The organism is Ruminococcus sp. 8Y-12 (assembly GCF_058119865.1).
This window is the reverse complement of the sequence record NZ_CM176623.1, coordinates 2,409,578-2,434,399: the sequence shown is the minus strand read 5'-3', so window position 1 is coordinate 2,434,399 and position 24,822 is coordinate 2,409,578. Positions and strand designations below refer to the sequence as shown.

Below are 24,822 nucleotides of genomic sequence, written 5' to 3'. Positions count from 1 at the left end.
TTTTTCTCCATCTCTTTTCCTCCTTGTTAAGATGCTGTTTGAATAATCCTTATGATTTATTTTCTGAGCTGCCTCTCCATTAATAAGGAAAAGCTCCTTTTCACAAAATGAAAAAAAGAGCTAAGGGGCTTGTAAAAATCCGACTTTTAGGATACCAAACAAATTTTTGCATAAAAAAAGTGCCAAAACTAACATTTTGACACTGTCCGGCACTATTCCTCACCGATTGCTTTTATTATTTTTTGATACAAGGTATCCTTGCTTAAATCTCCGCTTTCTTTCTCTTCTTTCATAAAATCCGGGAACTCATTCAAAAACTCAGCCAGTTCTTCCACATCCATTCCCTCCGGCATTTGTTCCCAGAAAAACTTCTCATCGCTCTCAAAGCACAACTTCTGAATTCGAAGAAGCTGCTCTTTTGTTAACTCTTTTTTCTCTTCTTTCATCATCTCACCACCCTTTTGTTTCATTATAGTCATTATAGCGATTATAGTCAACAAGAAAACTATCTTCTATTCTAAACACAGAACAACATTTATAGTATAACTGTGAAGCTGTTAAAAGTTATACACTTTTTATATCCATCCTTCAGTCGGAAAGGAGATGCCTATGATCAAATATGACTCTTTCTGGAATACTCTCAAGCTATCAGATGAAACGACCTATACCCTGATACATAAGTACCATATTTCTGCCGCAACAATAGACAAACTTCGCAAAAACAAACCGCTGAACACCACCACTTTAAATGATCTGTGCCGCATATTGAGCTGCCAGATTCAGGATATAGCGGAGTATGTCCCCTCTGATAGAGATCAAAAACTGTAAAAGGCATATTGCGGGGAGAGGGATATCATCTCCCCGCAATGCTGCATGTCTCAAGGCATCTGAATTACTACGTTTAGTTATACGCTCTTTACATATTTCCCCTGTAAATCTCCATCAGTTTACCTCGGTCTATCTTGCCATTTTTTGTGAGGGGCATTTCCTCCACCCTGCAGAATACATTTGGTACCATATAAGGAGGCAATACTTTTCCAATCTGTTCAATTATCTCCCTGCGCTCAACCGGTCCCCTGTAAAAAGCAATGATTTTATTCTTTCTGTCATCAAAGATGCAGCAGGCTCTGTCAATCTCCTGAATTTGCTCAATGGATGCCTCAATCTCACCCAGTTCAATCCTGTGTCCCATATGCTTGATTTGAAAATCTTTTCTGGAGGAAAAACACAGCTCATGCTTTTCATTATAGTAACCCAGGTCACCCGTGCGGTAGATAGTCTCCATATATCTGGTATTCAAAGGGTTCTGCACAAACGCTCTGGCAGTCTGCTGGGGATTGTTGTAATATCCCAGTGCCAGCGCCGTGCCGGAAACACAGATCTCGCCCAGTTTTTGCGGCTCCTCCACCAGATCGTCCTGATCATCCAGCAAAAAGACCTTTTCATTTGGAAAGGCTCTCCCAATGGGAAGGCTCTCCCCTGGTTCATACATTCTCTCCACTCGATAATAGGTGCAGTTGCAGGTAATCTCGGTGGGACCGTAGAGATTCACAAACTCCGCTTTTGGCAGATACTGCTGCCACTCCCTCAGATGTTTGATTGGCATCACCTCCCCGCTGAACATTACCCGTCTGATCTGCTCAGGCACCTTGTACGCAAAGCCCTTTAAGGTAGTCAGAATACACAGTGCGGAAACTGCCCATACCAGAGTGGTCACCTGCCTCTCGCACAGAAAGTCCAACAGCTTTTTGGGAAAGGAAAAAAACTGCTTAGGAATCAGCTCCACGCAGGCCCCTGTCTTCAGTCCGGAATAGATGTCTTTCACAGATACGTCGAAGTCAAAGGGCGCCTGGTTTCCTATTACATCCTGCTCTGTGATGTCAAACAGGCTGGTGAAGCAGTCTATAAAATCAATCACTGAGCGGTGGCTAACCACCACCCCCTTGGGCACCCCGGTTGAGCCTGAGGTGAATATCCCATAGAGAGGGTCCATGTCCATTGCCTGCTTGCGGATCTGGCCCAGGAGCTCCTCATCTGCCTCCCCTGCCTCCAACTCATCCATAAAAATGACCGTCCCTGCAAATCCCAGTGCATTCAGCTCCCTTTCGTATGTCCAGTCTGCCACCAGCACGCTGGCTTCCAAAGTGTTTAAAATGCTCTGCAGTCGGCTTGTGGGATGTTTAGGGTCCAGAAGCGTATAAAAGCACCCGGCATAAACACTCCCCATAAAAACAACCACAGTCTGTATGCTCTTATCCGCCAAAACTGGTATGGGACTTCTGGGCAGCACTCTTCCTGCAAGAAGGGTTCCTGCACGCCTGGAGCGCCCTCTCAGCTCCTCAAAGGTACAACTGCTGTCTCTATCTCCAAATGCTCTCTTTTGAGGATATACCTCTGCGCTGTGCTCCAGATATTCTAAAATGTTTTTCATTCTACGCCTCCATTGTCTGGTCAGCGGACTCTGAACCGCCTCTCCTCCCCGATGGCGGGAATTTCCTTAATCTCAATGTCTTCAATTTCAATAAAACGCTGCTCATATAACCTGGCTACCATTTGGTCAACCGCTTCCCTCGTACCCTGAAGTTCCATTTCAACGCGTCCGTCCCACAGATTGCTCACCCACCCGGTCAAGCCAAGGCTCTGTGCCAGATAGGTGGCGCGGTAGCGGAAACCAACTCCCTGCACTCTTCCGGTAAAATAAAAATGCTTTCGAGTCATAGATCCATGCTTCCGGTACGGAAACCCTCCAAGTCCAGGGTTATATAACGAAATCCCAGCCCTTTTAAAATTTCTACAATATGTTCTCTCTTTAAGAGAAATTCCTCAAATTTTTCTTTGTCGACTTCTACCCGCACACTCTCCCCGTGAAGCCTTAGACGAACAACTTCAAATCCCAGATCCTGCATCTGCTGTTCCCCCTCCTCCAGCTTTCTGAGTGCAGCAAAATCAAGAGGGGTGTCATAAGGAATTCTTGTTGCCATGCAGGGTGTGGAGGGCCTCTTTGCCACAGAAAGGTTTAACTGGGCAGCCATCCGGCGCACCTCCTCCTTGGTAACTCCCAGCTCCGCCAAAGGGCTTCTCACCCCCAGCTCTTTCACCGCCTTCCATCCGGGCCGGTACATATCCAGATCATCCGCATTGGAGCCCTCCAGTGTAGCGGCTACCCCGTGCAGGCTGCCCCACTTTAAAAGAGATTCAAAGAGGAAACGTTTACACCAATAGCACCGGTCCACGGAATTGTTTAATATCTTTTCATTCTTGCTCTCATCAATGGCCAGAACATGGTGCTCACATCCGCACTCCTGAGCCACCTTTCTTGCTATCTCCATGTCCTTCCAGGGCTGAAGCCTGGTGGAGATGGTGACGGCATATACTTTTGTTCCATTTTCCTCCGCAGCCATACTGGCAGTGCGAAGAAGCAGGCTGCTGTCCACCCCTCCTGAGAAAGCCACACACACGTCATGTTTTGTGATCTCCCTCATCGTGTCCAGCAAACGCTCCAGCATCTGCTGCATATTATCTTACCTCCCTCCAATTTACTATCATTTCGTGATAATCAGATCAGCAGGCTTTTATTTCACTTTTGCTGTCTTGGGCAAGCCTGCTTTTTTAACAGTTTCTTATATCTCTTCACTTTCTTATTGGACACGTCCACAACCGCCCTGCTGTATATTTTTGCAAATGCTTTTGTAGCCATTCCAGAGGATGCTTTTTGGTACAATCACACTCTTCCAGGTCTTCTTCGTTGGTTTCACAACTGCCACAGTTCCGCCTGCGGCAGCCGACTTGGTCACTGGTTTAATCTGTTCCTTTCATCACCTGTGAGGGACGGCTCAGCTCCGTAGGATGCTTGCGCTCCGCCGCCCGCAAATCCAGTTTCCATGTCATCAAAAGTAAATTTGTACTTGTCTGTGCAAAGGCACTGGACGGAATACCAGTGACTGCCAGCGCTGCTGCTGTCACTAGTGTAAGAAACTGCCTTACAATTCTTTTTCATTATTTTTTCTCCTTCCGTTTCCAGGCCCTTGCCGCCTCTTCTTTTACCTGGTCATACACCGCTAAAAACCCAAGCCCACTCTCCCTGCACAGCCTGTTTACACTCTCGTATTCCGGCATGGGGCATATGGTTCCCAGCCGGTCTATGTATTTCACATCTGCTGGTCCTAGGTGGGTCTGGATTGTATGAATCTCCCGTTTCAGAACTGTTCTGCTCACCGGATATTTCCGTATTCCTATGGTGCTGGTGTGCAGAAAAATCAACTCCTCCATCCTGTCCATCCGTTCCCCTGCTGTGAGCACGCTCAAAGTGTAGGCCGGACGTCCTTTTTTCATAAAAACAGGGGTAAAGAACGCATCCCTGGCCCCCTCCTCCATCAGGATGGACACCGCATATCCCAGGGCCTCCCCGGTAGCGTCATCTATATTGGTCTCCAGCATCCAGAGTTCTTCATCCGGCGCTGTATCCCGGATCATCATTGCCCGCAGGATATCCGCATGGGGCAGTTCCATTCCTCCGATCCCAACACCGGTCTTAGATACCTCCCACTGTTCCGGAAGCTGTGTCCGTGTACGTATGGCAGCCGCTATAGCCGCCCCAGTCGGAGTGATCAGGCTCCTGTTTACAGTATCTATGCCAAAATGCCGGATCTGATGAAGCGGCAGGCCACAAGACTGTACGATATTTAAGACCGATGGAACGGGTAGCGGATGAAGACCGGACTGCCCTTTTGTAAATCCCTGTCCCTCCCACAGGCTGGTTATAGTAACCTCTTTTACATTTATGCTCTCCAGACAGAATGCTGTGCTCAATACAGAAACCAGGGACTCCAAAGTCCCCGCTTCACCAGGCCCGGGGGGCTCTGCAAAAGTCCCCATCCGCTTTGTTTCTTCCTCCAGGATCTGATAAACCTTCGCTGCCCGATCTCTGACACCTGCTGCCGCCCTCATTTGTCCAATGACAGAGCGAATCTCTGCATAATTCAGCCGCTCACAACTGCCCCCCGCCACGGTCACCTGAAAACAGCATCCCATCACACCGCAGCTGCTCGCTCTGCCAATTTCCACCTGAAACTCCTTGAGTGGAAGAGTATGAAGCATACGCTGCAACTCCTCCTGATCTGCTCCCAAATCCAACAGGGCGGCAGCTGCCATCTCCCCCCGGATACCGGAACAGCACTCCAAATACAAGCTATGACTGCCCATTCACTCCACCATTTCTCCTTCGCCGTACAGCCGCCCAGGCTGCAACATTTCTTGGTAAATACTGCATTCATTATATTTCATCCTTTTGGTTAAGGCAACTCATTTTTTATCTGAAAGAGAATTAAGGTTTGTGTACTCCTGAATCACTTACTCACGTTCTGTTCATTAAATGCACAGGACTGACTAAACAGTAGCTTGCACAATTTCAATTACTGTGCTATACTGATTTGCGAAAAGAGCAATTGCGAATTATATTCCTATAATTTGCACCTGCTCTTTTTTGTTGTGTTATTTTGCAGTTAACTGTGAAAGAAAAGAACCGTTGTGAGCAAACTATAAAAAAGGAGGATTACTATGATTTCACATTTTAAAAAATTGCCCTTTACAAACATTTTTATGGAGTTTCTGGGAAGCTTTCTGATTGCCATCGGGATTTACAACTTTGCCCTCCACGCCAAGTTTCCCATGACCGGTTTTTCGGGTGTTTCCATAATCCTGTACCGTCTGTTTGATCTTCCCATCGGTATTACCACCATTGTTCTGAATATTCCGGTGGCTATCCTGTGTTACCGCCTGCTGGGACGCATATTTTTCCTGCGCTCCCTGCGCTGTATGGTTATCTCTTCTGTGATGATCGACTATATTGCCCCTCTGCTTCCCGTATACAGCGGAAGCCGCCTGCTCTCCGCTGTGTGTACAGGCGTCATCGCAGGCGCAGGATACTCCATCATCTATATGCAGAACTCCTCCACCGGAGGCACAGACTTTATCATCATGTCCGTCAAAGCATTAAAGCCCCATCTCTCGGTGGGGAAGATCGCTTTTCTCTCCGATGTAGGCATTATTCTGGCCGGCGGCTTGATTTTCAGGGATGTTGACGGCATCATCTACGGTATGATTGTCAACTACCTCTTTGCCCTGGTGGTGGATAAGCTGATGTACGGTGTAAATGCCGGGAAGCTGGCCCTGGTGGTCACGGACCACGCCCACCTGATCACAGACACCATAGAGGAGTGCTGTGGCAGAGGCTCCACTATATTAAGCGGTATGGGAGGATACAAAAAAGATGAGAAATCCGTGGTCATGTGCGCCTGCAACAATAAACAGATGTATTATGTGCAGAAAGCGGTGAAATCCGCTGACCCTGACTCATTTCTCATCATTTTGGAGTCTAATGAAGTTCACGGGGAAGGATTCTCTCCCCTCCAGTTGGGGGAGAAGGTCCAATAACCCGTTTTATGCTATCTTGCGCTGGTACAGATGATGTCCACACACCGCTCAATGCCCAGACGTCCGCTGTCCAGCATCAGATGGTATCCTCCCTTGTCATCCCAGCGTTTTCCTGTGTTGGCGCCGTAAAAGTTATCCCGGCGCCTGTCACAGCGCTTCAGATACCCGTCAATCTTTTCCGGCTGATCTTTGTACACTTCCACAGCGCGTCTCCTGCGGAAATCCCTGTCCGCATGGATAAATACATTAAGCACATCCCTGCGCTCTCTCAGCACCCACCCGGCACAGCGTCCTACGATGATGCAAGGCCCCTGGTTCACCAGATCGTGTATCACCCGGGATTCCTCCAGGTAAAGCTCATTCTCCTCGCTGAGCCCGTCACTCTGGCCGGATACCATTCTCGCTGCCATGGCGATGGAATACAGAAGGCTGCCTGTTGCCGTCTCCTCCATATGGACCAGCTGCTGCGGGGTCGTCCCCCGCTTTCTGGCAACCATTTCCAAAATCTCCTGACCATAGCAGGGGATATTCAGCACCTCCGCAAGTCTGTTTCCGATCTCTGTGCCTCCGCTGGCATATTCCCGCTCAATTGTAATAATATTGTATCTCATCACACTGCCTCCGCTTTCTCAAACTGACTGTTGTACAGGTTCTCGTAGAAGCCTTTGGCTGCCAGCAGCTCCTCGTGGGTTCCCTGTTCAATGATATCTCCATCCTTCATCACCAGAATCAAGTCCGCATCGCGGATCGTGGAAAGCCTGTGAGCAATCACAAAGCTGGTTCTGCCCCTCATCAGGTTATCCATGGCTTTCTGTATCTGTACCTCTGTGCGGGTATCCACAGAGGAGGTGGCCTCATCCAGGATCAGAATCTTATTGTCCGCCAGGATGGCCCGTGCAATGGTCAGCAGCTGTTTCTGTCCCTGGGAAATATTGCTGGTCTCCTCATTGAGGACCATATTGTATCCCCCTGGCTGGGCCATGATAAACCGGTGAGCATGGGCTGCCTTGGCTGCCTGGATTACCTCCTCATCTGTGGCGTCCAGACGCCCGTAACGGATATTCTCCATAATAGTGCCGTGGAACAGCCAGGTATCCTGAAGCACCATGCCGAACAGCTCTCGCAGCTCACTTCGGTTGAACTCTTTGATATTGTGCCCGTCTACCAAAATGGCGCCTGCATTCACATCGTAAAAGCGCATCAGCAGCTTCACCATGGTGGTCTTCCCCGCTCCTGTGGGACCGACAATAGCCACCTTCTGACCGGTTTTTACCTCTGAGGAGAAATCATGGATGATGATCTGCTCCGGATTGTAACCAAAGGCCACGTGGTCAAAGGATACATTTCCTTCGATACTGCTGATATCCACAGGCTTCTCCACCTGCTGCTCCTCCTCTTCCTCCTCTAAAAACTCAAACACACGCTCAGAAGCCGCGGCTGAGGACTGGAGCATATTTGTAACCTGGGCGATCTGCTGGATGGGCTGGGTAAAGTTTCGGATATACTGGAAAAAGGACTGTATATCTCCCACTTCGATGGAACCCTTGATGGTCAGAAAACCGCCTAAAATCGCCACCATCACATAGCCGATGTTTCCCACAAACTGCATAACCGGCATCATGATGCCGGAAAAGAACTGGGATTTCCATGCGGATTCGTACAGCTTCTCATTGGTGTTCTCAAATTCCTCCACAACGGCATCTTCTTTGTTGAACACCTTTACAATATTATGTCCGCCGTAGACCTCCTCCACCTGTCCGTTTACTTCACCCAAGTATCTCTGCTGGGCCTTGAAAAACTTCTGGGAGTGTTTCATTACTGTCCCTATGATCCCCATGGATACCGGTAAAATCAAGAGGGCTGCCAGCGTCATCCACACATTGATGGAAAACATCATGATCAGTACACCCACCAGGGTGGTAACAGAGGTAATCAGCTGGGTCAAGCTCTGGTTCAAGCTCTGCTGCAGAGTGTCCACATCATTGGTCACCCTGGAGAGTACCTCACCGTGGGTCCTGCTCTCATAATATTTCAGCGGTATACGGTTAATCTTTTGGGAGATGTCTTTTCTCAGGGAATAGGTGACATCATTGGATATTCCCGTCATGATAAATCCCTGGATGTAGGTGAAAACTGCGCTCACCAGGTAGAGCCCCAGCACGGTCAGCAGGATCGTGGTGATTTTTTCAAAGTCAATCCCCCCAAGCCCGTTGATCTTGGACACTAGTCCGTTAAACAACTCCGTGGTGGCCTTTCCCAAAATCTTGGGACCTACAATACTGAAAATGGTTCCTCCCACTGCAAACAGAAACATAAAAAACAGCTTTACTTTATATTTTGCCATGTATCGGAACAGCTTGCGCATGGTTCCCTTAAAATCCTTTGCCTTCTCGCCGGGCATCATCTTTCCTCCAGGTCCGTGTCCCATTGGTCCCCTTGGCCTTTTGTTTGTATTACTCATTGGCTAATTCCTCCTCTGACAGCTGAGACATAGCGATTTGCCGATAGACTTCACAGTTTGCAAGCAGTTCCTTATGAGTACCCTGTCCTGCCACACATCCCTCATCCAGCACGATGATATTGTCCGCATGCAGGATGGTGCTGATTCTCTGTGCCACGATCAGGGTGGTGGCCTCCTTTGTCTCCTGCTTTAAGGTTCTTCGCAGCACCACATCCGTTTTGTAGTCCAGTGCAGAAAAGCTGTCGTCAAAGATATAGATCTCCGGTTTCTTGGCAATGGCTCTTGCGATAGAAAGTCTCTGCTTCTGCCCTCCGGACACATTGCTTCCGCCCTGTGCAATGGGCGATGCAAGTCCCTCTTCCTTTTCGCTGATAAAATCCCAGGCCTGGGCAATCTGAGCCGCCTTTTTCACCTCATCCTCTGTGGCTTCCTCATATCCGTACCGGATGTTGGAATCTATGGTTCCGGAGAAAAGCACACCCTTTTGAGGCACATAGCCCAGTCTGTCCCGCAGGTCCTTTAACTTCATGTCGCGCACGTCAATGCCGTCCACCTTGACTTTTCCTTCTGTGACATCAAAAAGCCTCGGGATCAGATTCACCAGCGTACTCTTTCCGCTACCGGTACTTCCGATAAAGGCAACGGTCTGCCCCTTTCTGGCTGTGAAAGAGATATCATCAAGCACTTTCTCCTCCGCTCCCGGATACTGGAAGGAGACATGCTCAAACTCCACCAGGCCCTTGACAGAACCGTCTTCCTGTGCCGGAGATACCGCGTCTCTTATAGAAATCTCTGTGTTTAACACTTCGTTAATTCGCTTTGCGGACACATTTGCTCTTGGGATCATGATGGACATCATGGTAATCATCAGGAAGGACATGATAATCTGCATGGCGTACTGCATAAATGCCATAATATTTCCCACCTGCATATTTCCCGCATCCACAGAGCGAGCGCCTGTGTACACGATCAGCACAGTAATTCCATTCATCACCAGCATCATGGTAGGCATCATCACCGTCATGACCCGGTTGACAAACAGAGTGGTCTTTGTCAGATCCCGGTTGGCATCCTCGAACCGCTCCTCCTCATGCTTTTCCGTGCTGAACGCGCGGATTACCGGGATACCGGTCAAAATCTCCCTTGTCACCAGATTCAGCTTGTCAATCAATGTCTGCAGCAGTGTGAATTTGGGCATCGCCACTTTAAAAAGGGTTCCAACGATCACCATAATCACCACTACTGCCAGGGCCAGTATCCAGGTCATAGACGCCTCTGTCTGAAATACCCGAATCACACCGCCGATTCCCAGAATGGGGGCATAGAGTACCATACGAAAGACCATGGTGGCAAGCATCTGGATCTGCTGAATGTCATTGGTACTCCTGGTAATCAGAGAGGCTGTGGAAAAGTGATTCAACTCCTCTCCGGAAAAGGAGATGACTTTGCGGTACACCCGGTTTCTCAGATTCCTTCCCAGTGTAGCTGCCAGCCGGCAGGAGAGAAAGGTTACACAGACTGCTGCTATCATCACCAACAGCGCCATACCCAGCATCCGCACACCGGATGTCTTGACATAATTGCTCTGAATCGCATCCACATCAAGCCCCATGGCAGCGTATTCCCCCTGCACATAGCTCACAGCTGTCTGCGTTACAATGGACTCCGGCATCTGCTCGAATTTTTCTGACTGCTGTGCAAACATTTCATGCAGCTGTTCCCGTGGAATCTGCTCCAGCACAGCAAACATATCCCCATCCTCGGGCAGACCCATCTTCTGCTTCATGGCTGCAGTCTCCTCGCTGTCCCCGGACAGGCTGGAAACCACCAGCATGGGAACGCCAAAAATGCGGTTCAGCTCCTCCCGTTTCTCTTCCTTGATCTCATTTAGACGATAAATCCCGTCTTTTAAAGTGTAGGCCTCCTTCACCTGCCCCATCTCCCGGTCTTCCATAAACAAAAAGAGTTTATCCATGGACTCCTGGCGGATCTGGTCCGGCACTCCATCCTCCACACCTTTTTGCTGAATGCCCACATTGACAATCTTGGATGTGTAATCGGGAAGGGAAAGGTCGCAGTATGCCTGCAGGAAAAGCAGTGCGATAATCAGTACGATATAGTACCACTTTTCTTTCACATAGCGAAACATTTTTAACATGTCTTTAATTCCTCCAGATTCTTTATGATTTGCAGCAGAAAGCGGCGCATCAGACACTGTTCACTCTCGGTAAAGCCCTGGAACAGTACCTTTTCATTGCGCTTTACAATTGCCTCGATTTCCTGGTTCATCTCCCGGCCTTTGGGACTCAAATAGATTCTGGTGACTCTCTGGTCCTTTTTGTCCGGGCTCTTCTCCAGCAAGCCCGCGCTCTCCATTCTTTTGATTGATACAGCCACTGAGGGTGGCTTTACACGCAGTTTATCGGAGATCTCTCTCTGACTCAGGCCTCCCTCTCTTCCCAGAAGCTTGATCATGGGAAGCTGTCCCGGATGTACACCCAAATTGGACAGTTGTTCAAAACTGTTTCTAAAATATAAATGCGACATCTTAAGCAGCAGTGTTTGGGTGCTGTCGCTGTCAATCGCACCTTCTATCTTCATTTTCTTCACCTCCCATTTAATTAGTCGACTAATCTATATTAGTACCATATTAACAAAAAATCAACTGTATCTTTATTTTTTAAGAATTTGTTTAGAAAAAATAGACAAATTTTTTATTAGTCGTCTAAACATAATTGACTTTTCCCCTGATATCTCCTATAGTCAAGACAAACAGCTTTCATGGGAGGCATTTATGGATCAGACAAATACTCAGGTTTTGCGGGAGGACCGTGCACACGGCAGTCTTGCCTTTCCCTGCGCCCTTTACTGCAACCAGGGTCGTGGAGACAGCTTAACCGTAAAGCATCACTGGCATGAGGAGCTCGAGATCATGCACTTTGAGGAGGGGCATTTTTTTCTGGAGGTAAACATGGAGAGGTTTTCCATAGAGGAAAAATGCCTTTGCTTTTTAAACCAGGGGGATCTGCACAGCATAGTGGCACAGGCTCCCTGTCTGGAAACAGCCATAGTATTCCATCCCCGCATGCTGAGTTTTGATTTCTACGATCATGTGCAGGCAGAGCTGCTGGGTCCACTCTGCTCCGGTGACCTCTCCCTGCCCCTGCTTCTCCCTCATAGCCACCCAGCCTACCAGTTGGTCTACAGGGAGTATCTGGAGATACAGTCTCTGATGTCAAAGATACCCGATGCCAAGGGAGAGAAAACGTTTTTAAGTACCTACCTCCTCTCTTCCCAACTGCGCGTCAAAACCTCCCTGCTTCGGATACTGGCCATCCTCAGCGATTTTGGCCTCCTCTCCCAGTGTGAGCGAAGTCCGGACCACCGTATAGAGTCTATTAAGAAAGTCCTGTCCTATATTCATGAAAATTATACGGAAAAAATCTATGTCCGTGATCTGGCAGAACTGATTAATGTGAATGAGCAGTATTTCTGCCGTTTCTTCAAACAGGCCATAGGCAAGTCCCCCATGGCATACGTCAACGAAGTGCGCATCAAAAAATCCGTCTCCCTTTTGAGGGAAACGGACCGTCCTGTATTGGAAATCTGCCTGGACTGTGGCTTCAACAATTTGGGAAACTTTCTCAGGGCATTTAGAAAATCTACAGACATGACGCCTCTCCAGTACCGTAAAACCCAACATGCCAGAAATGACCGGGTCACTTTTCAGAAATGACCCGGTCAAAATTGACAACTTTTCTTTATCTCTCGTCCAAAGGCACATAGTCAGATTCATCCATCACGCTCTTATATGCCGGTCTGATAATTTTATCCACGTTGATCAGCTCTTCAATGCGGTGTGCACTCCATCCCACGATTCTTGCAATCGCAAAGATTGGTGTGAACAGTTCCTCCGGAATATCCAGCATGCTGTAAACAAATCCGCTGTAGAAGTCCACATTTGCGCTGACGCCTTTGTACATCTTGCGCTCATCGGAGATAATCTTGGGACCAAGTCGCTCCACCATAGAGTACAGTGCAAAGTCTTTCTCCCTGTGCTTCTCCTCAGACAGTTCCTTAACAAATCCCTTGAAAACTTCGGCTCTGGGGTCTGACTTGGAGTAGATAGCGTGTCCCATTCCATAAATCAGTCCCTTTTTGTCGAAAGCTTCCTTGTGAAGCAGCTTTCTCAAATACTCCTCCACCTGAGCTTCGTCTGTCACATCCTTTACATTTTTACGAAGGTCAGCCATCATCTCCACAACCTTAATGTTGGCTCCGCCGTGTTTCGGTCCCTTCAGGGAAGAGAGGGCGGATGCAATGGCTGCGTAAGTATCTGTTCCCGAGGAGGTTACCACGTGGGTAGTAAAGGTGGAGTTATTTCCTCCACCGTGCTCCATGTGCAGAATCAGGCACATATCCAGCACATGCGCCTCCACTGCCGAGTACTTCATGTCCGGTCTGAGAAGCCTCAGGATATTCTCCGCTGTGGACAGTTTGGGGTCCGGACGGTGTATATACATGCTGTCATCTCTCTCGTAGTGATTGTATGCGTGATAGCTGTAAACAGCCAGCACTGGCATTGCACTGATTAAGAACAAGCACTGGCGAAGTACGTTCTCAACAGAAATATCAGAAGCTTCCTTGTCATAGGATGCCAATGTCAAAATACTTTTCGACAGGGAATTCATGATATCCTTGCTGGGGGCCTTCATAATGACGTCCCTCACAAAATTGGTGGGCAGCTTACGGCTGAAAGCCAAAAGCGCCTTAAACTCCTCCAGCTCCTCTTCATTCGGAAGCTTGCCAAACAAAAGCAGATAGGCAACTTCTTCAAATCCAAAACGCTTATCCTTCACAACACCTTTGATCAGATCCTGAATGCTGTACCCGCGGTAAAAAAGTCTGCCGTCACAGGGCTGCTTCTGTCCGTCCACCACCTGAAAGGATTCGATCTTGGAAACCTTTGTCAGGCCTGCCAGAACGCCGTTGCCGTTTTTGTCGCGCAGTCCTCTCTGAACATCGTATTTTGCATAAAGATCCACATCAATCTTTCCAAACGAAACACAGTTGTCCGCCAGTGTTTTTACCTGCTCTGCATACTCTTTCTGTCTCATCATATACACACTTCTCCTTTTCTCTTTATTGAGCCATGTCTTCTTCCACCCTTTCCAGATTTCTTCTCATTTTGCAAAGAACTTGCTTAAAGAGAAGGATCTCCTCCTGGGAAATGTCTCTCATCAGTGCTTCCCAGAACTGTGTATGCCTCGTCTCCAGCTCTCTCAGCACCTGTATGGCCTGGTCTGTAAGTTTCAAATGTAAATATCTCCTGTCTTGCTTGTCTGTCTGAACCACCAGATACTCAATTCTCAAAAGTGCCTCAACAGATTTACATACCAGGGAACGGGACAGAGAACAGCAGCTGGCAATGTCCGCCGCTGTATCAATGTTTGGATGCTTTTTTAAAAAAAGCAGTACATCTATCTCATTTTGGGTCAGCCCATAGGCCTTTCTGGTCTTCATCCACATTTTCTCATAGATTTTTCTGATCTTCTGAGAAGATATGGAAAAAGCCTCACCGGAACTGAACTCCTCGCTAATAGAGTCCCGTCGCCCGTCAACGCCGTCCATTCCATCACCACCTTTTCATTCTGAACTATTCAATATTAAACTATTTATGTTTGAATTATACAGCAATTCTCAACAAAAAACAATTAAAAAAATATGAACTTTTTGATAACATTACAATTATCCTCTTCCAAGCTGTGTCAAATCCTTTGCAAATGTCTCTATATCTTCCTCTCTCGTTGCCCAACTGGTACAGAAGCGGACTGCGCTGTGACACTCATCCACCCTCTCCCAGTAACTGAAGCTGTACGTTTCCTTCAGACGTTCAAGCTCTCGGTCTTCCAAAATCGGGAAAAGCTGATTTGTCTCTGTCTCCACTAAAAAGCCACAGCCATGCTGCAAAAATGCGTTCCGCAAAATCTCTGCCATCCGGTTCCCGCGGGCCCCCAGTTCAAAATAGAGACCGTTGGTAAAGAGTTCATCAAACTGCACCCCCAGAAGCCTACCTTTTGCCAGCATTCCTCCCCGTTGCTTGATCAGATAGCGGAAATCACTCATAAGCGACTTGTCTGTAATCACCACAGCCTCCCCAAACAGGGCTCCAACCTTCGTTCCGCCTATATAAAAGACATGGCAGCAGCGGGCAATATCCTCCAGGGTCAGATCATTTCCCCTCGCCGTCAAACCATATCCCAGACGCGCACCGTCCATATACAGATAGAGACCGCACTCCCGGCAAACATGGCTCAGCGCCTCCAACTCCTTTTTGGAATAGATGGTCCCGATCTCCGTCGGGTTCGATATGTACACCATTTTAGGCTGTACTGTATGTTCCCTGTTGCTATCCTCTGCATGTTCCATCCAGATGCGCTTCACTTCTTCCTCAGTAAGCTTGCCGTCGATTCCCGGTGCCACCAACACCTTGTGTCCCGCTGCCTCAATAGCCCCGCTCTCATGAGTATTGATATGACCACTTTGGGCAGCAATGACTCCCTGGTGAGGCCGCAGCGCAGCAGCAATCACCACCGTATTTGTCTGTGTTCCACCCACTAAAAACTGTACATATGCCTCCGAAGTCCCACATGCCTCCTGTATCCTCCCGCGGGCCATTTCACAGTACACATCTTCCCCATAACCGCATGTCTGCTCCAGATTGGTATCCATCAGCCGCCTCAGAATGCGCTCATGAGTTCCTTCCAGATAATCACTCTCAAATCTTATCATTTTATCCCCCTTCTAATACAGTTACTGTTCTGTAAAACCAAATTTTGAGTAACTGCTCACCTGTAACCAGCAACATTATGACGATTCTTTTGTAACCGTCCAGCCAAGCTGAACGGTTACATTCTTTTACACACTCTAGCATATTTTTATTGCATTTTCCATAAAAAGCTTTTATAATGTAAAAAAGTCATTTGTAACTGCCAAAGCACAAAGTGGTTGCAAAAAAGAAATAGGAGCGTGTCCATGAATAAAAAGCACGATAAACCAAAGCGGATTCTGGCCCTGATAGGCGCTATTCTTCTGCTTTTGCTCTACTTGTCAACCCTGGTATTTGCACTGATGAAAAATGAGCTGGCAGACGACCTTCTAAAGGTTTCTGTTGCATGTACCATCATAATTCCAGTACTTCTCTATGGGTATATACTGATTTACCGGGTACTAAATAAAGACAAGTGAGAAGACTCCCTTTGAGTCCTCCCACTTGTCTTTATATCTTTGTAACTGTTCAGTGCCTTCACAGTTACGTTTCTTTGTCTATTTTATTGCAGTTCCTGTATTAATAAGCAAACAGATAATCTTCTGCAGGTTCCTCCGGAACCTGAATCATACTGCTGATCACATCCGGAAGCTTCGCAGCCTTTTTGTAGGTCACAAGTACCTTGCCATGATCCAGGCAGGATATGAAAAATTCCGGATCTTCAAACAAATGATTTGTGGTTCCCACCGCTCTCTTGATACTCTTAAAGAAGGTTACATATCCTTCCTTCTTGCAGTGAACCATTTCACGCTCATACTCTGTCATATAGCCGGGACTTAAGTGGTTTAAAGTCACCTGCAGATAAAACTCCGCTAACAGAGCCTTCTTGTGGTTCTTCATCCATTCCAGATCCCCCATGAGAATCCGGCTGCACTCCTCCTTTGAGAGCTTCAGGCATCTTTTATAATAAATCCCGCCCTGTATGTATTTCTTTTCCAGATAGATCTGGTTCTCATCCTTATCCCTCAGGCATAAATAGTAATTTGGTATTGCTTTCTGCGAACTGTTTCCTATGAACTGCAGTTTTCTGAGTGTATACTTTTCCAGCTTTTTCTTTGGTTCCTCCGCTAGTATCATCTGTTTAGCCTGCTGGTATCTGTCTGCAGTCAGCGTATTACACTCTTCATAGTAAGTCACGTATCTCATGAACATCCCCCATTCTTCCATCTGCGGCAGGCCTTTGTGGCTTTGCCAAATACAATATATGCACGTTCCCCTCAGTTCATGCATATATTTTAATCTGTTCCAAATTACAATTTTACTATATCAAAGATTTATGAATTTCAGGTGACAAAGTTCTGAAATCTTTCTAAAATATGTAAATAATTGACAAATAGGAAGAAAACGTATTATGATGAAACAGACAAAACTACCAGGAGGTTGTCCTATGATTGACACTATAATTTTTGATATCGGAAGAGTACTTCTGCGCTTTGATTGGCCAGAGTACCTGTCCGGCTTTTCTTTTGATGACAAGACCTACGACGCAGTAGCCAGGGTGGTATTTGCCAGCCCTAACTGGATTGAGTTTGACCGCAGTGCGGTTACGGACCAGGAGGTGCTGTCCCTCTTTATTCAAGAGGCCCCAGAATATGAGAATGAAATCCGCATGGTATTTGATAACTTTCCCAGCTCTCTAAAGATGTTTCCCTACACGATCCCATGGCTGACCAATTTAAAGGACAGGGGATACCGGCTTTTCTATCTCTCCAACTATGCCAAAACCACCCGCGAAAAGTCCGCTTGGGAACTGCGTTTTCTGGATCTTATGGACGGGGGCCTTATGTCCTACGAAATCCACGAGGTCAAACCGGACCCAGCCATATTTGAGGCTCTCTTTGCCCGTTATTCCATTGACCCGAAACACGCGGTCTTTATTGATGACTCCCCCGTGAACAGGGATACTGCCAGGAAACTGGGACTTCACACAGTTCTGTTTGAGGACTATGCCACAGCCTCAGAAAAGTTAGAATCTCTTCTGGGCTGAATATGACAGGCCCTATTGTTTCGATGAAAGTAATGAGAACAGACCTGTACAGCAAACAGGTGAAAATCCATCCTGTGGATCTTCACCTGTTTGATAGTTACTGCTTATCTATAAATAATGTCATCTCTACCCGGACCGTTTGAAACCATGGTGATGGGGAAACCGATCTGCTTCTCCACAAACTCCACATACTTTCTGCAGTTTTCAGGAAGATCTTCATACTTGCCAATTCCGCGGATATCCGCTTTCCAGCCCGGCAGTACCTCCAGTACCGGCTTTGCCTTTTCAAGCATCGCAGTGGTGGGGAAGTCTGTAGTCACGTTTCCGTCGATCTCATATCCCACGCACACGGGGATCTCATCCAGGTATCCCAGCACATCCAGCACAGTAAAGGCCACATCCGTGGTTCCCTGAATCCGGCAGCCATATTTGCTTGCCACACAGTCAAACCATCCCATTCTCCTGGGACGCCCTGTAGTTGCACCGTACTCGCCTCCGTCACCTCCCCGGCGTCTCAGTTCATCTGCCTCTTCTCCAAAGATTTCACTGACAAAGGCACCTGCCCCCACAGCGCTGGAGTAAGCCTTTACAACCGTCACAATCTTCTTGATCTCATAGGGCGGTATTCCTGCGCCGATGGCTCCGTATGCAGCCAGAGTGGAGGAAGAGGTCACCATGGGGTAAATACCGTGATCTGGGTCTTTCAAAGATCCAAGCTGCCCCTCCAAAAGAATGTTCTTTCCCTCCTGAATGGCATTCCAAAGATAAGCGGAGGTGTCACACACAAAGGGCTCTACCATTTCGCGGTATTCTCTAAGCTCTGCCAGCAATTCCTCCGGCTTCAGCAAAGGCTTGTGGTAGAGATGCTCCAAAATAACATTCTTCTGGTCACAGATACGCACCACCTTTTCCTTTAGGAGCTCCTGGTCGAACAGCTCACTCACCTGAAAACCGATCTTAGCGTATTTATCTGAGTAGAATGGGGCGATTCCTGATTTGGTGGAGCCAAAGGATTTTCCACCCAGGCGCTCTTCCTCATACTGATCAAACAGTATATGATAGGACATCACCATCTGGGCCCGGTCGGAAACCAGAATCTTTGGCGCCGGAACCCCTCTGTCCACAATACTCTTGACTTCTTTAAATAAAACAGGAATGTTCAGAGCCACGCCGTTGCCGATGATACTGGTGGTATGGTCATAAAACACACCTGACGGAAGTGTATGCAGTGCAAATTTACCGTAATTATTGACAATCGTATGCCCTGCATTGGCTCCGCCCTGAAACCTTACGATAATATCCGCCTTCTCGGCAAGCATATCCGTAATCTTACCTTTTCCTTCATCTCCCCAGTTTGCTCCAACAACTGCCTGTACCATGTGAATTCCTCCTGTAGTTTTACTCTTTACCTATTGTCTTTTGACAGTATCGCCAAGCGACCCTGCCTTTTCAGTATACACGATAACCGTATATAAGTAAAATTAATATTCATTATATTTTGCATTAGCGCAAGTAATGGTTATGGTTCACTCCTGGATAACCGATATCAGCTGCCTGGCTGCTGCGGACAGGGGATTTTTTTTATCCAGCATCAAATACATAAAACGTTCCGGAATAGGGCAATCAAACACAAGCCGGAACAGCTCTCCGCCGGTGAGACTGGGCATGGCGAAGTCCTCCACCACACTGGCCACACCTAGATTCCGCCTGGCAAACTGCACCAGCATATCGCTGGTCGCCAGCTCAATTTCAGGGTTTAATACTACCTGGTTCTCCCGCAGAAACTCATTTATATAGCGACGGGTGCTGGTGTTTTTCTCCAGGCAGATAATGGGAAGTTCCTCCAACACCCTGAGGGGTAGTATTTTACCCTTAAGCTGCTCAAACTTGCTGCCCGCCACAAACACATCCCGCACCTTTCTCACAGGGCGCAGTTCCATGTCCCCCTTCACCTGCAGAGGTCCTGTGACCACCCCAAAGTCAATCTTCCCCTCCTGCATATACCGGAGTGTCTCCGGAGTCGGTCCGTTTGTCACGGTCAGCCTTACCCGGGGGTACTCTTCATGAAAATGCTGAAGAAAGGGCAGCAGGAAAAACTGAAGCGTCATATCACTGGCCCCGATGCGAATCTCTCCGGACTCGGGATCGGCTATATCTCTCAGCTTCTGCTCCCCCATCCGTATGGATTCATACCCTCTCTTCACATACACATAAAGCATTTCTCCGGCTGCTGTCAGGCGGACTCCTTTGCCTGTTCGCACAAACAGAGAGATTTTCACCGCCTCCTCCAGGTGTTTGATGGCCTGGCTCACAGCAGGCTGGGTGATGGACAGCTCCTCAGCCGCCAAGGTGATGCCGCCCAGCTTTGCCACATAATAAAAAATCTTGTAGTATTCCAGATTGATATTCATACTGCACCTTCCCGCTCTGCTGTGATTTAAAAATCTGCCTGGGTTACAAAAACCGGGCCATAAAATGACCCGGTCAGAATTTATACGTTGATTTCCGCCTTCAATCCCAAAAGGCCTTTGTTTTCCTCCAAGATGGGCTTAACCACCTTGCTCAGAAAGTTCTCCACCTGAAGTGGAGCGCGCCCCACATACTTATTGGGGTCCATGGTTTTTCTTAGCTCATCCAATGTGAGGTTAAAGGCCGGATCTGCCGCGATCAGCTCCAGTAGATTGTTCTCTTTTCCCTCCACCTTTACATTACGCCCTGCCTCCATGGACAGCTCACGGATTCTCTCATGCAGCTCCTGACGGTCGCCCCCTGCCTTTACAGCGTCCATCATAATGTTCTCAGTTGCCATAAACGGCAGCTCGGACATCAGGCGCTTCTCGATAACCTTAGGATACACCACCAGTCCGTCCACCACATTCAGACAGAGATCCAGAATGCCGTCAATGGCCAGGAATCCCTCCGGTATGGAGAGCCTCTTGTTGGCTGAGTCATCCAGAGTCCGCTCAAACCACTGGGTCGCTGAGGTGATCGCCGGGTTTAAAGCATCCACCATCACATATCTGGACAGGGATGCGATGCGCTCGCTTCTCATGGGATTTCTCTTGTAAGCCATGGCGGAAGATCCGATCTGGGTCTTCTCAAAGGGCTCCTCCACCTCTTTCAAATGCTGCAAAAGACGGATATCATTGGAAAACTTGTGGGCGCTGGCCGCAATTCCGGCCAGGACATTTGCAACCCTGGTATCCACCTTGCGGGAGTAGGTCTGTCCGGAAACAGGATAGCACTCCCGGAATCCCATCTTCTCTGCTATCGTAGGATCAATTTTGTCAATGGTCTCCTGGTCCCCGTCAAACAGCTCCAGGAAACTGGCCTGGGTGCCTGTGGTCCCCTTGGAGCCCAGAAGTTTCATATTCGCAAGCACATGGTCCAGATCCTCCAGATCCAGAAGAAACTCCTGCATCCACAGTGTAGCCCTCTTCCCAACTGTTGTGGGCTGTGCCGGCTGGAAATGGGTAAATGCCAGCGTTGGCTGTGCCTTATACTCATCGGCAAAACCGGAAAGCTCTGCAATTACGTTGACCAGCTTTTTCTTCACCAGTTTCAGAGCCTCGGTCATTACGATAATATCCGTGTTGTCCCCCACATAGCAGGAGGTTGCACCCAAATGGATGATCCCCTTTGCCTTCGGGCACTGTACGCCATAGGCGTACACGTGGGACATGACATCGTGGCGGACAATCTTTTCCCGCTCCTTTGCCACATCGTAGTTGATGTCCTCCGCGTGCTCTTTCAGCTCGTCAATCTGCTCCTGGGTAATATTCAGTCCCAGTTCCCTCTCTGTCTCAGCCAGGGCAATCCAAAGCTTTCTCCAGGTACGGAATTTCATGTCCGGAGAAAAAATATACTGCATCTCCTTGCTGGCATAGCGCTCTGACAGAGGACTCTGATATTTATCTGTACTCATCTGTATTCTCCTTATGGTCTGTTTTCATAACTGTGTCGAACCTTCACAGTTACTATTTTTCATAAGCTCCGCGTATATCCTCAGTGGGAGGGTCCATGGGATAAACACCGGTAAAACAGCCCTTACATATGGGCAGTCCGTCCACCAGCTGGCTCAGCCGCTCTGGTTTCAGATATCCCAGTGAATCCGCTCCAATGATTTGACAGATCTCCTCCACGGTCTTATTGTAGGCAATCAGCTGCTCCCTGGCCGGCACATCCGTTCCAAAATAGCATGGCCATAAAAACGGGGGGGAGCTGACGCGCATATGCACTTCCCTGGCCCCAGCCTCCTTAAGCATGCTGACAATCCGGTCGCTGGTGGTTCCCCGGACAATGGAGTCATCGATCATAATCACCCGCTTTCCCTCAACCGCTTCCTTTAAGACATTCAGCTTCACGCGAACGCTGGATTCCCGGCTGCTCTGCTTAGGCTTGATAAAAGTCCTGCCCACATAGCCGTTCTTCACAAAAGCGGTTCCGTAGGGAATGTTCGACTGCTGGGAATATCCAAGTGCAGCCGCATTCCCGGATTCGGGCACGCCCACCACCAGGTCTGCCTCCACCGGGGAGTCCATGGCCAGAAACCTGCCGGCCTGAAGGCGGGAATTGTAAACTCCCACGCCGTCAATCCGGCTGTCTGGCCTTGCGAAATAAATATATTCAAAAATACATCTGGCTTCCTGGTTACCCGGAAGGCACATGCTGGTATCAGATTGGATTCCCTGCCTGGTGATAGTGACAATTTCGCCCGGAAGCACATCCCGCACAAACTCTGCCCCAATGGTGTCCAGAGCGCAAGTCTCTGAGGCTAAAATATAGGCATTGTCCCTCTTTCCGATGCACAGGGGCTTAAACCCATAGGGGTCCCTGGCGCCCATCAGCTTTCTGGGAGACATGACAACCAGAGAGTAGGCACCTTTTATCTTACGCATGGCGCGCGCCACTGCCTCCTCCGCGGTTTTCGCCTGCACACGCTCCCTGGCAATATGATAGGCCATCACCTCAGAGTCAATGGTGGTCTGAAAAATAGCTCCTCCATAGGCCAGCTCTTCCCTAAGCTCAGGTGCGTTGATTAGATTCCCATTGTGCGCCAGCGCCAGGGTTCCCTTGATATAGTTCAAAACCAGCGGCTGCGCGTTCTCTCTGGTACTCTCTCCCGCGGTGGAATAGCGCACATGCCCCACTCCGATATCACCCTTCATGCTCTCAAAGGCATCCTCAGTAAACACTTCGTTTACCAGGCCCATCCCTTTGTATGACCGTACCTTCCCCTTGGGGCCCGCGGTATCGCTTACCGCGATACCGCAGCTCTCCTGACCTCTGTGCTGAAGCGCAAACAGGCCATAGTAGATTGTGGAAGCTACGTCATTCCCGTCAAAGTCATAGATGCCAAAAACGCCGCACTCTTCCCTCAGCTTGTCCGATTCGATACTCTGTTCATGTATTCTATTCTGCATTTACGTTACCTTTCTGTAGGATGATGTCCGTCATTTCCTTCCTGTCCCCATACCCGCAAATGCTATTATAATCCCAGACGCTTAAATACCTCGTTGTATGCTTCTTCTACATTTCCCATATCTCTGCGGAAACGGTCCTTGTCCAATTTCTCATGTGTGGTGGCATCCCACAGTCTGCAGGTGTCCGGTGAAGTCTCGTCCGCCAGGATAATCTGTCCATGGTAGCGGCCAAACTCAATCTTAAAGTCAACCAGCTCAATATTGGCCTTCATAAAGTACTCTTTTAACACCTCATTTACTTTAAAAGCATATTTGGTGATGGTCTCAATCTCTTCTCTGGTAGCCAGGTTCAGAGCTATTGCAAAATAGTCGTTGATAAGCGGGTCGCCCAGATCATCATTTTTATAACTGAATTCGATGGTAGGTGCTGAGAATTTGGTTCCCTCTTCCACACCCAGTCTCTTTGAAAAGCTGCCTGCAGCAACATTTCTGATAATTACTTCCAGCGGAACGATCTCTACCTTTTTCACAGCTGTCTCTCTGTCGCTGAGCTCCTCGATCAAATGGGTGGGAACGCCCTGCTCTTCCAGGATCTTAAAAACGTGGTTTGACATACGGTTGTTTACAACGCCCTTGCCCACAATGGTTCCCTTTTTCTGGCCGTTAAAAGCGGTCGCATCATCTTTGTAATCCACGATCAGCACATCAGGATCTTCCGTTGTGTAGACCTTTTTCGCTTTTCCTTCGTAAAGTAATTCCTTTTTTTCCATCTGAATTCCACCTATCCTTTTCTTAAGTTTTCCCGAAACATTTTTTACGGTCAGCGAAGTAAATACGCAGACCTGTTGATAGTTACACGTTTTTGTAAAACTACGTAAAAAGTATATACCAATGTAATCTATAAAGCAAGTTACAAGTTTCTACATTTTTTTACTTTATTCAAATTTACCTAAAAAGTCTTTCATCCTCTGATTATTTGAGTTAAATAGTTCATCAGGGGTTCCCTGTTCCGCAATGACGCCCTGTTCCATAAAGATGATGTGGTCCGCCACATTTTTAGCGAAGTTCATCTCATGGGTCACGATCACCATGGTCATATGCTCCGCAGCCAGATCCTTAATCACCTTTAAAATCTCCCCTGTCAGCTCTGGGTCCAGAGCGGACGTGGGCTCGTCAAAAAACAGGATTTTAGGATTCATAGCCAAGGCCCTGGCTATGGAAACCCTCTGCTGCTGTCCGCCCGAGAGCTGGAAGGGATAGGCATCTGCCTTGTCCGAGAGCCCCATCTTGGCAAGCAGTTCCAACGCGTGCTTTTCGACCTCTACCCGGTCCCTCTTCTGGATATGCAGGGGGGCATCCATAATATTCTTCAGCACTGAAAAATGTGGGAATAGGTTAAAGTTCTGGAATACCAATCCAAAGTAACCCTGAATCTGCCTCAGCTGTGCAGTTTTTGCATACACAGACCTGCCTTCTTCACTGACCGCCGCCGGTTCTCCCAGGTAGAACAGCTCCCCGTCATCCATAGTCTCCAGGAGAGTAGCGCACCGCAGCAGGGTGGACTTTCCGGAACCGGAAGGGCCAATAATCGCCAGTACCTCCCCCTGGTCCACAGTCAGGGAAATATCCTTGAGCACCTCCAGCTCGTCAAACTGTTTTTTTACATGATTCATTTCCAGTAAATGCATCC

At 48.2% G+C, this 24,822-nt stretch carries 25 protein-coding genes; 5 read left to right on the top strand and 20 right to left on the bottom strand.

The window, feature by feature from the left end; genetic code table 11:
- Positions 1-212 precede the first annotated feature (212 nt).
- Positions 213-449, bottom strand: coding sequence for a hypothetical protein (locus tag AC0THY_RS08955; protein WP_489994083.1), 237 nt, complete (start codon positions 447-449; stop codon positions 213-215).
- A gap of 160 nt (positions 450-609) precedes the next feature.
- Here AC0THY_RS08955 and AC0THY_RS08950 point away from each other — a divergent pair, with 160 nt between their 5' ends.
- Positions 610-828 (top strand): helix-turn-helix domain-containing protein, encoded by a 219-nt coding sequence (locus AC0THY_RS08950; protein WP_489994082.1) that lies wholly within the window; start codon positions 610-612, stop codon positions 826-828.
- Positions 829-916: 88 nt separating this feature from the next.
- Here AC0THY_RS08950 and AC0THY_RS08945 read toward each other — a convergent pair whose 3' ends face one another.
- The 5 genes from AC0THY_RS08945 to larC2 form a co-directional block, all read right to left on the bottom strand.
- Positions 917-2,431, bottom strand: coding sequence for an amino acid adenylation domain-containing protein (locus tag AC0THY_RS08945; RefSeq protein ID WP_489994081.1), 1,515 nt, complete (start codon positions 2,429-2,431; stop codon positions 917-919).
- 20 nt (positions 2,432-2,451) lie between these two features.
- On the bottom strand, positions 2,452-2,718 hold the full coding sequence (locus AC0THY_RS08940) for an acylphosphatase (RefSeq protein WP_489994080.1): 267 nt from the start codon (positions 2,716-2,718) through the stop codon (positions 2,452-2,454).
- On the bottom strand, positions 2,715-3,515 hold the full coding sequence (gene larE, locus AC0THY_RS08935) for an ATP-dependent sacrificial sulfur transferase LarE (protein ID WP_489994079.1): 801 nt from the start codon (positions 3,513-3,515) through the stop codon (positions 2,715-2,717). The genes AC0THY_RS08940 and larE overlap by 4 nt, the downstream gene beginning before the upstream one ends.
- A 275-nt stretch (positions 3,516-3,790) precedes the next feature.
- Positions 3,791-3,997, bottom strand: coding sequence for a hypothetical protein (locus AC0THY_RS08930; protein WP_489994078.1), 207 nt, complete (start codon positions 3,995-3,997; stop codon positions 3,791-3,793).
- On the bottom strand, positions 3,997-5,202 hold the full coding sequence (larC2, locus tag AC0THY_RS08925) for a nickel pincer cofactor biosynthesis protein LarC2 (protein ID WP_489994077.1): 1,206 nt from the start codon (positions 5,200-5,202) through the stop codon (positions 3,997-3,999). The genes AC0THY_RS08930 and larC2 overlap by 1 nt, the downstream gene beginning before the upstream one ends.
- Before the next feature lie 354 nt (positions 5,203-5,556).
- On the opposite strand from larC2, the gene AC0THY_RS08920 reads away from it, so the two are divergent.
- Positions 5,557-6,432: a YitT family protein gene (locus AC0THY_RS08920; protein ID WP_489994076.1), complete on the top strand. Its 876-nt coding sequence runs from the start codon at positions 5,557-5,559 to the stop codon at positions 6,430-6,432.
- 11 nt (positions 6,433-6,443) lie between these two features.
- Here the strand turns inward: AC0THY_RS08920 and AC0THY_RS08915 are convergent, their stop codons facing one another.
- The 4 genes from AC0THY_RS08915 to AC0THY_RS08900 are packed head-to-tail and all read right to left on the bottom strand — an operon-like array spanning position 6,444 to position 11,494.
- A complete protein-coding gene (locus AC0THY_RS08915) occupies positions 6,444-7,043 on the bottom strand; it encodes a cytidylate kinase-like family protein (RefSeq protein ID WP_489994075.1) in 600 nt (199 codons plus the stop codon).
- Positions 7,043-8,893: an ABC transporter ATP-binding protein gene (locus AC0THY_RS08910; protein ID WP_489994074.1), complete on the bottom strand. Its 1,851-nt coding sequence runs from the start codon at positions 8,891-8,893 to the stop codon at positions 7,043-7,045. The genes AC0THY_RS08915 and AC0THY_RS08910 overlap by 1 nt, the downstream gene beginning before the upstream one ends.
- Positions 8,886-11,051 carry an ABC transporter ATP-binding protein gene (locus AC0THY_RS08905; protein WP_489994073.1) on the bottom strand — a complete coding sequence of 722 codons (2,166 nt, stop codon included), beginning with the start codon at positions 11,049-11,051 and terminating at the stop codon, positions 8,886-8,888. Before AC0THY_RS08905 ends, AC0THY_RS08910 begins: the two co-directional genes overlap by 8 nt.
- Entirely contained in the window at positions 11,045-11,494 is a 450-nt protein-coding gene (locus AC0THY_RS08900) for a MarR family winged helix-turn-helix transcriptional regulator (RefSeq protein ID WP_489994072.1), read from the bottom strand. Before AC0THY_RS08900 ends, AC0THY_RS08905 begins: the two co-directional genes overlap by 7 nt.
- Positions 11,495-11,687: 193 nt before the next feature.
- Here AC0THY_RS08900 and AC0THY_RS08895 point away from each other — a divergent pair, with 193 nt between their 5' ends.
- On the top strand, positions 11,688-12,629 hold the full coding sequence (locus AC0THY_RS08895) for a helix-turn-helix domain-containing protein (protein WP_489994071.1): 942 nt from the start codon (positions 11,688-11,690) through the stop codon (positions 12,627-12,629).
- A gap of 25 nt (positions 12,630-12,654) precedes the next feature.
- On the opposite strand, the gene AC0THY_RS08890 is transcribed toward AC0THY_RS08895, so the two are convergent.
- From AC0THY_RS08890 to AC0THY_RS08880, 3 genes are all read right to left on the bottom strand, one after another.
- The gene (locus AC0THY_RS08890) at positions 12,655-14,013 is read right to left on the bottom strand and encodes a citrate/2-methylcitrate synthase (RefSeq protein ID WP_489994070.1); all 1,359 of its coding nucleotides are present in this window, start codon (positions 14,011-14,013) and stop codon (positions 12,655-12,657) included.
- A 22-nt stretch (positions 14,014-14,035) separates the two neighbouring features.
- On the bottom strand, positions 14,036-14,524 hold the full coding sequence (locus tag AC0THY_RS08885; RefSeq protein ID WP_489994069.1) for a MarR family winged helix-turn-helix transcriptional regulator: 489 nt from the start codon (positions 14,522-14,524) through the stop codon (positions 14,036-14,038).
- Between the two features lie 117 nt (positions 14,525-14,641).
- Positions 14,642-15,685 carry a threonine aldolase family protein gene (locus AC0THY_RS08880; RefSeq protein ID WP_489994068.1) on the bottom strand — a complete coding sequence of 348 codons (1,044 nt, stop codon included), beginning with the start codon at positions 15,683-15,685 and terminating at the stop codon, positions 14,642-14,644.
- Positions 15,686-15,928: 243 nt separating this feature from the next.
- Here AC0THY_RS08880 and AC0THY_RS08875 point away from each other — a divergent pair, with 243 nt between their 5' ends.
- Positions 15,929-16,141: a hypothetical protein gene (locus AC0THY_RS08875; protein ID WP_489994067.1), complete on the top strand. Its 213-nt coding sequence runs from the start codon at positions 15,929-15,931 to the stop codon at positions 16,139-16,141.
- A 100-nt stretch (positions 16,142-16,241) separates the two neighbouring features.
- On the opposite strand, the gene AC0THY_RS08870 is transcribed toward AC0THY_RS08875, so the two are convergent.
- Entirely contained in the window at positions 16,242-16,868 is a 627-nt protein-coding gene (locus AC0THY_RS08870; RefSeq protein WP_489994066.1) for a VTC domain-containing protein, read from the bottom strand.
- Positions 16,869-17,109: 241 nt separating this feature from the next.
- Between AC0THY_RS08870 and AC0THY_RS08865 the strand changes: the two genes are divergently transcribed.
- Positions 17,110-17,709: an HAD-IA family hydrolase gene (locus AC0THY_RS08865; protein WP_489994065.1), complete on the top strand. Its 600-nt coding sequence runs from the start codon at positions 17,110-17,112 to the stop codon at positions 17,707-17,709.
- 104 nt (positions 17,710-17,813) lie between these two features.
- Here AC0THY_RS08865 and AC0THY_RS08860 read toward each other — a convergent pair whose 3' ends face one another.
- The 6 genes from AC0THY_RS08860 to AC0THY_RS08835 all read right to left on the bottom strand — a co-directional run bounded on the left by AC0THY_RS08860 (position 17,814) and on the right by AC0THY_RS08835 (position 24,820).
- Positions 17,814-19,088, bottom strand: a complete 1,275-nt coding sequence (locus AC0THY_RS08860) for an adenylosuccinate synthase (protein WP_489994064.1) — start codon at positions 19,086-19,088, stop codon at positions 17,814-17,816.
- A 147-nt stretch (positions 19,089-19,235) separates the two neighbouring features.
- Entirely contained in the window at positions 19,236-20,120 is an 885-nt protein-coding gene (locus AC0THY_RS08855; RefSeq protein WP_489994063.1) for a LysR family transcriptional regulator, read from the bottom strand.
- A gap of 80 nt (positions 20,121-20,200) precedes the next feature.
- Positions 20,201-21,634, bottom strand: coding sequence for an adenylosuccinate lyase (purB, locus tag AC0THY_RS08850; RefSeq protein WP_489994062.1), 1,434 nt, complete (start codon positions 21,632-21,634; stop codon positions 20,201-20,203).
- Positions 21,635-21,686: 52 nt separating this feature from the next.
- Complete coding sequence (gene purF / locus AC0THY_RS08845) at positions 21,687-23,132, bottom strand: amidophosphoribosyltransferase (protein ID WP_489994061.1); 1,446 nt, start codon at positions 23,130-23,132, stop codon at positions 21,687-21,689.
- 65 nt (positions 23,133-23,197) lie between these two features.
- Positions 23,198-23,902, bottom strand: coding sequence for a phosphoribosylaminoimidazolesuccinocarboxamide synthase (gene purC, locus AC0THY_RS08840; protein ID WP_489994060.1), 705 nt, complete (start codon positions 23,900-23,902; stop codon positions 23,198-23,200).
- Between the two features lie 165 nt (positions 23,903-24,067).
- Positions 24,068-24,820, bottom strand: a complete 753-nt coding sequence (locus AC0THY_RS08835; RefSeq protein ID WP_489994059.1) for an amino acid ABC transporter ATP-binding protein — start codon at positions 24,818-24,820, stop codon at positions 24,068-24,070.
- Positions 24,821-24,822 lie beyond the last annotated feature (2 nt).

Bases quoted from the DNA above. Each gene is read 5' to 3' on its own strand.
- AC0THY_RS08860 (WP_489994064.1), bottom strand. From the start codon at position 19,088: ATGGTACAGGCAGTTGTTGGAGCAAACTGGGGAGATGAAGGAAAAGGT.
- larE (WP_489994079.1), bottom strand. From the start codon at position 3,515: ATGCAGCAGATGCTGGAGCGTTTGCTGGACACGATGAGGGAGATCACA.
- AC0THY_RS08905 (WP_489994073.1), bottom strand. From the start codon at position 11,051: ATGTTAAAAATGTTTCGCTATGTGAAAGAAAAGTGGTACTATATCGTA.
- purB (WP_489994062.1), bottom strand. From the start codon at position 21,634: ATGAGTACAGATAAATATCAGAGTCCTCTGTCAGAGCGCTATGCCAGC.
- larC2 (WP_489994077.1), bottom strand. From the start codon at position 5,202: ATGGGCAGTCATAGCTTGTATTTGGAGTGCTGTTCCGGTATCCGGGGG.
- AC0THY_RS08930 (WP_489994078.1), bottom strand. From the start codon at position 3,997: ATGAAAAAGAATTGTAAGGCAGTTTCTTACACTAGTGACAGCAGCAGC.
- AC0THY_RS08880 (WP_489994068.1), bottom strand. From the start codon at position 15,685: ATGATAAGATTTGAGAGTGATTATCTGGAAGGAACTCATGAGCGCATT.
- AC0THY_RS08950 (WP_489994082.1), top strand. From the start codon at position 610: ATGATCAAATATGACTCTTTCTGGAATACTCTCAAGCTATCAGATGAA.
- AC0THY_RS08875 (WP_489994067.1), top strand. From the start codon at position 15,929: ATGAATAAAAAGCACGATAAACCAAAGCGGATTCTGGCCCTGATAGGC.
- AC0THY_RS08895 (WP_489994071.1), top strand. From the start codon at position 11,688: ATGGATCAGACAAATACTCAGGTTTTGCGGGAGGACCGTGCACACGGC.
- AC0THY_RS08955 (WP_489994083.1), bottom strand. From the start codon at position 449: ATGATGAAAGAAGAGAAAAAAGAGTTAACAAAAGAGCAGCTTCTTCGA.
- purF (WP_489994061.1), bottom strand. From the start codon at position 23,132: ATGCAGAATAGAATACATGAACAGAGTATCGAATCGGACAAGCTGAGG.
- AC0THY_RS08870 (WP_489994066.1), bottom strand. From the start codon at position 16,868: ATGAGATACGTGACTTACTATGAAGAGTGTAATACGCTGACTGCAGAC.
- purC (WP_489994060.1), bottom strand. From the start codon at position 23,902: ATGGAAAAAAAGGAATTACTTTACGAAGGAAAAGCGAAAAAGGTCTAC.
- AC0THY_RS08835 (WP_489994059.1), bottom strand. From the start codon at position 24,820: ATGCATTTACTGGAAATGAATCATGTAAAAAAACAGTTTGACGAGCTG.
- AC0THY_RS08900 (WP_489994072.1), bottom strand. From the start codon at position 11,494: ATGAAGATAGAAGGTGCGATTGACAGCGACAGCACCCAAACACTGCTG.
- AC0THY_RS08940 (WP_489994080.1), bottom strand. From the start codon at position 2,718: ATGACTCGAAAGCATTTTTATTTTACCGGAAGAGTGCAGGGAGTTGGT.
- AC0THY_RS08945 (WP_489994081.1), bottom strand. From the start codon at position 2,431: ATGAAAAACATTTTAGAATATCTGGAGCACAGCGCAGAGGTATATCCT.
- AC0THY_RS08910 (WP_489994074.1), bottom strand. From the start codon at position 8,893: ATGAGTAATACAAACAAAAGGCCAAGGGGACCAATGGGACACGGACCT.
- AC0THY_RS08865 (WP_489994065.1), top strand. From the start codon at position 17,110: ATGATTGACACTATAATTTTTGATATCGGAAGAGTACTTCTGCGCTTT.
- AC0THY_RS08915 (WP_489994075.1), bottom strand. From the start codon at position 7,043: ATGAGATACAATATTATTACAATTGAGCGGGAATATGCCAGCGGAGGC.
- AC0THY_RS08890 (WP_489994070.1), bottom strand. From the start codon at position 14,013: ATGATGAGACAGAAAGAGTATGCAGAGCAGGTAAAAACACTGGCGGAC.
- AC0THY_RS08920 (WP_489994076.1), top strand. From the start codon at position 5,557: ATGATTTCACATTTTAAAAAATTGCCCTTTACAAACATTTTTATGGAG.
- AC0THY_RS08855 (WP_489994063.1), bottom strand. From the start codon at position 20,120: ATGAATATCAATCTGGAATACTACAAGATTTTTTATTATGTGGCAAAG.
- AC0THY_RS08885 (WP_489994069.1), bottom strand. From the start codon at position 14,524: ATGGACGGCGTTGACGGGCGACGGGACTCTATTAGCGAGGAGTTCAGT.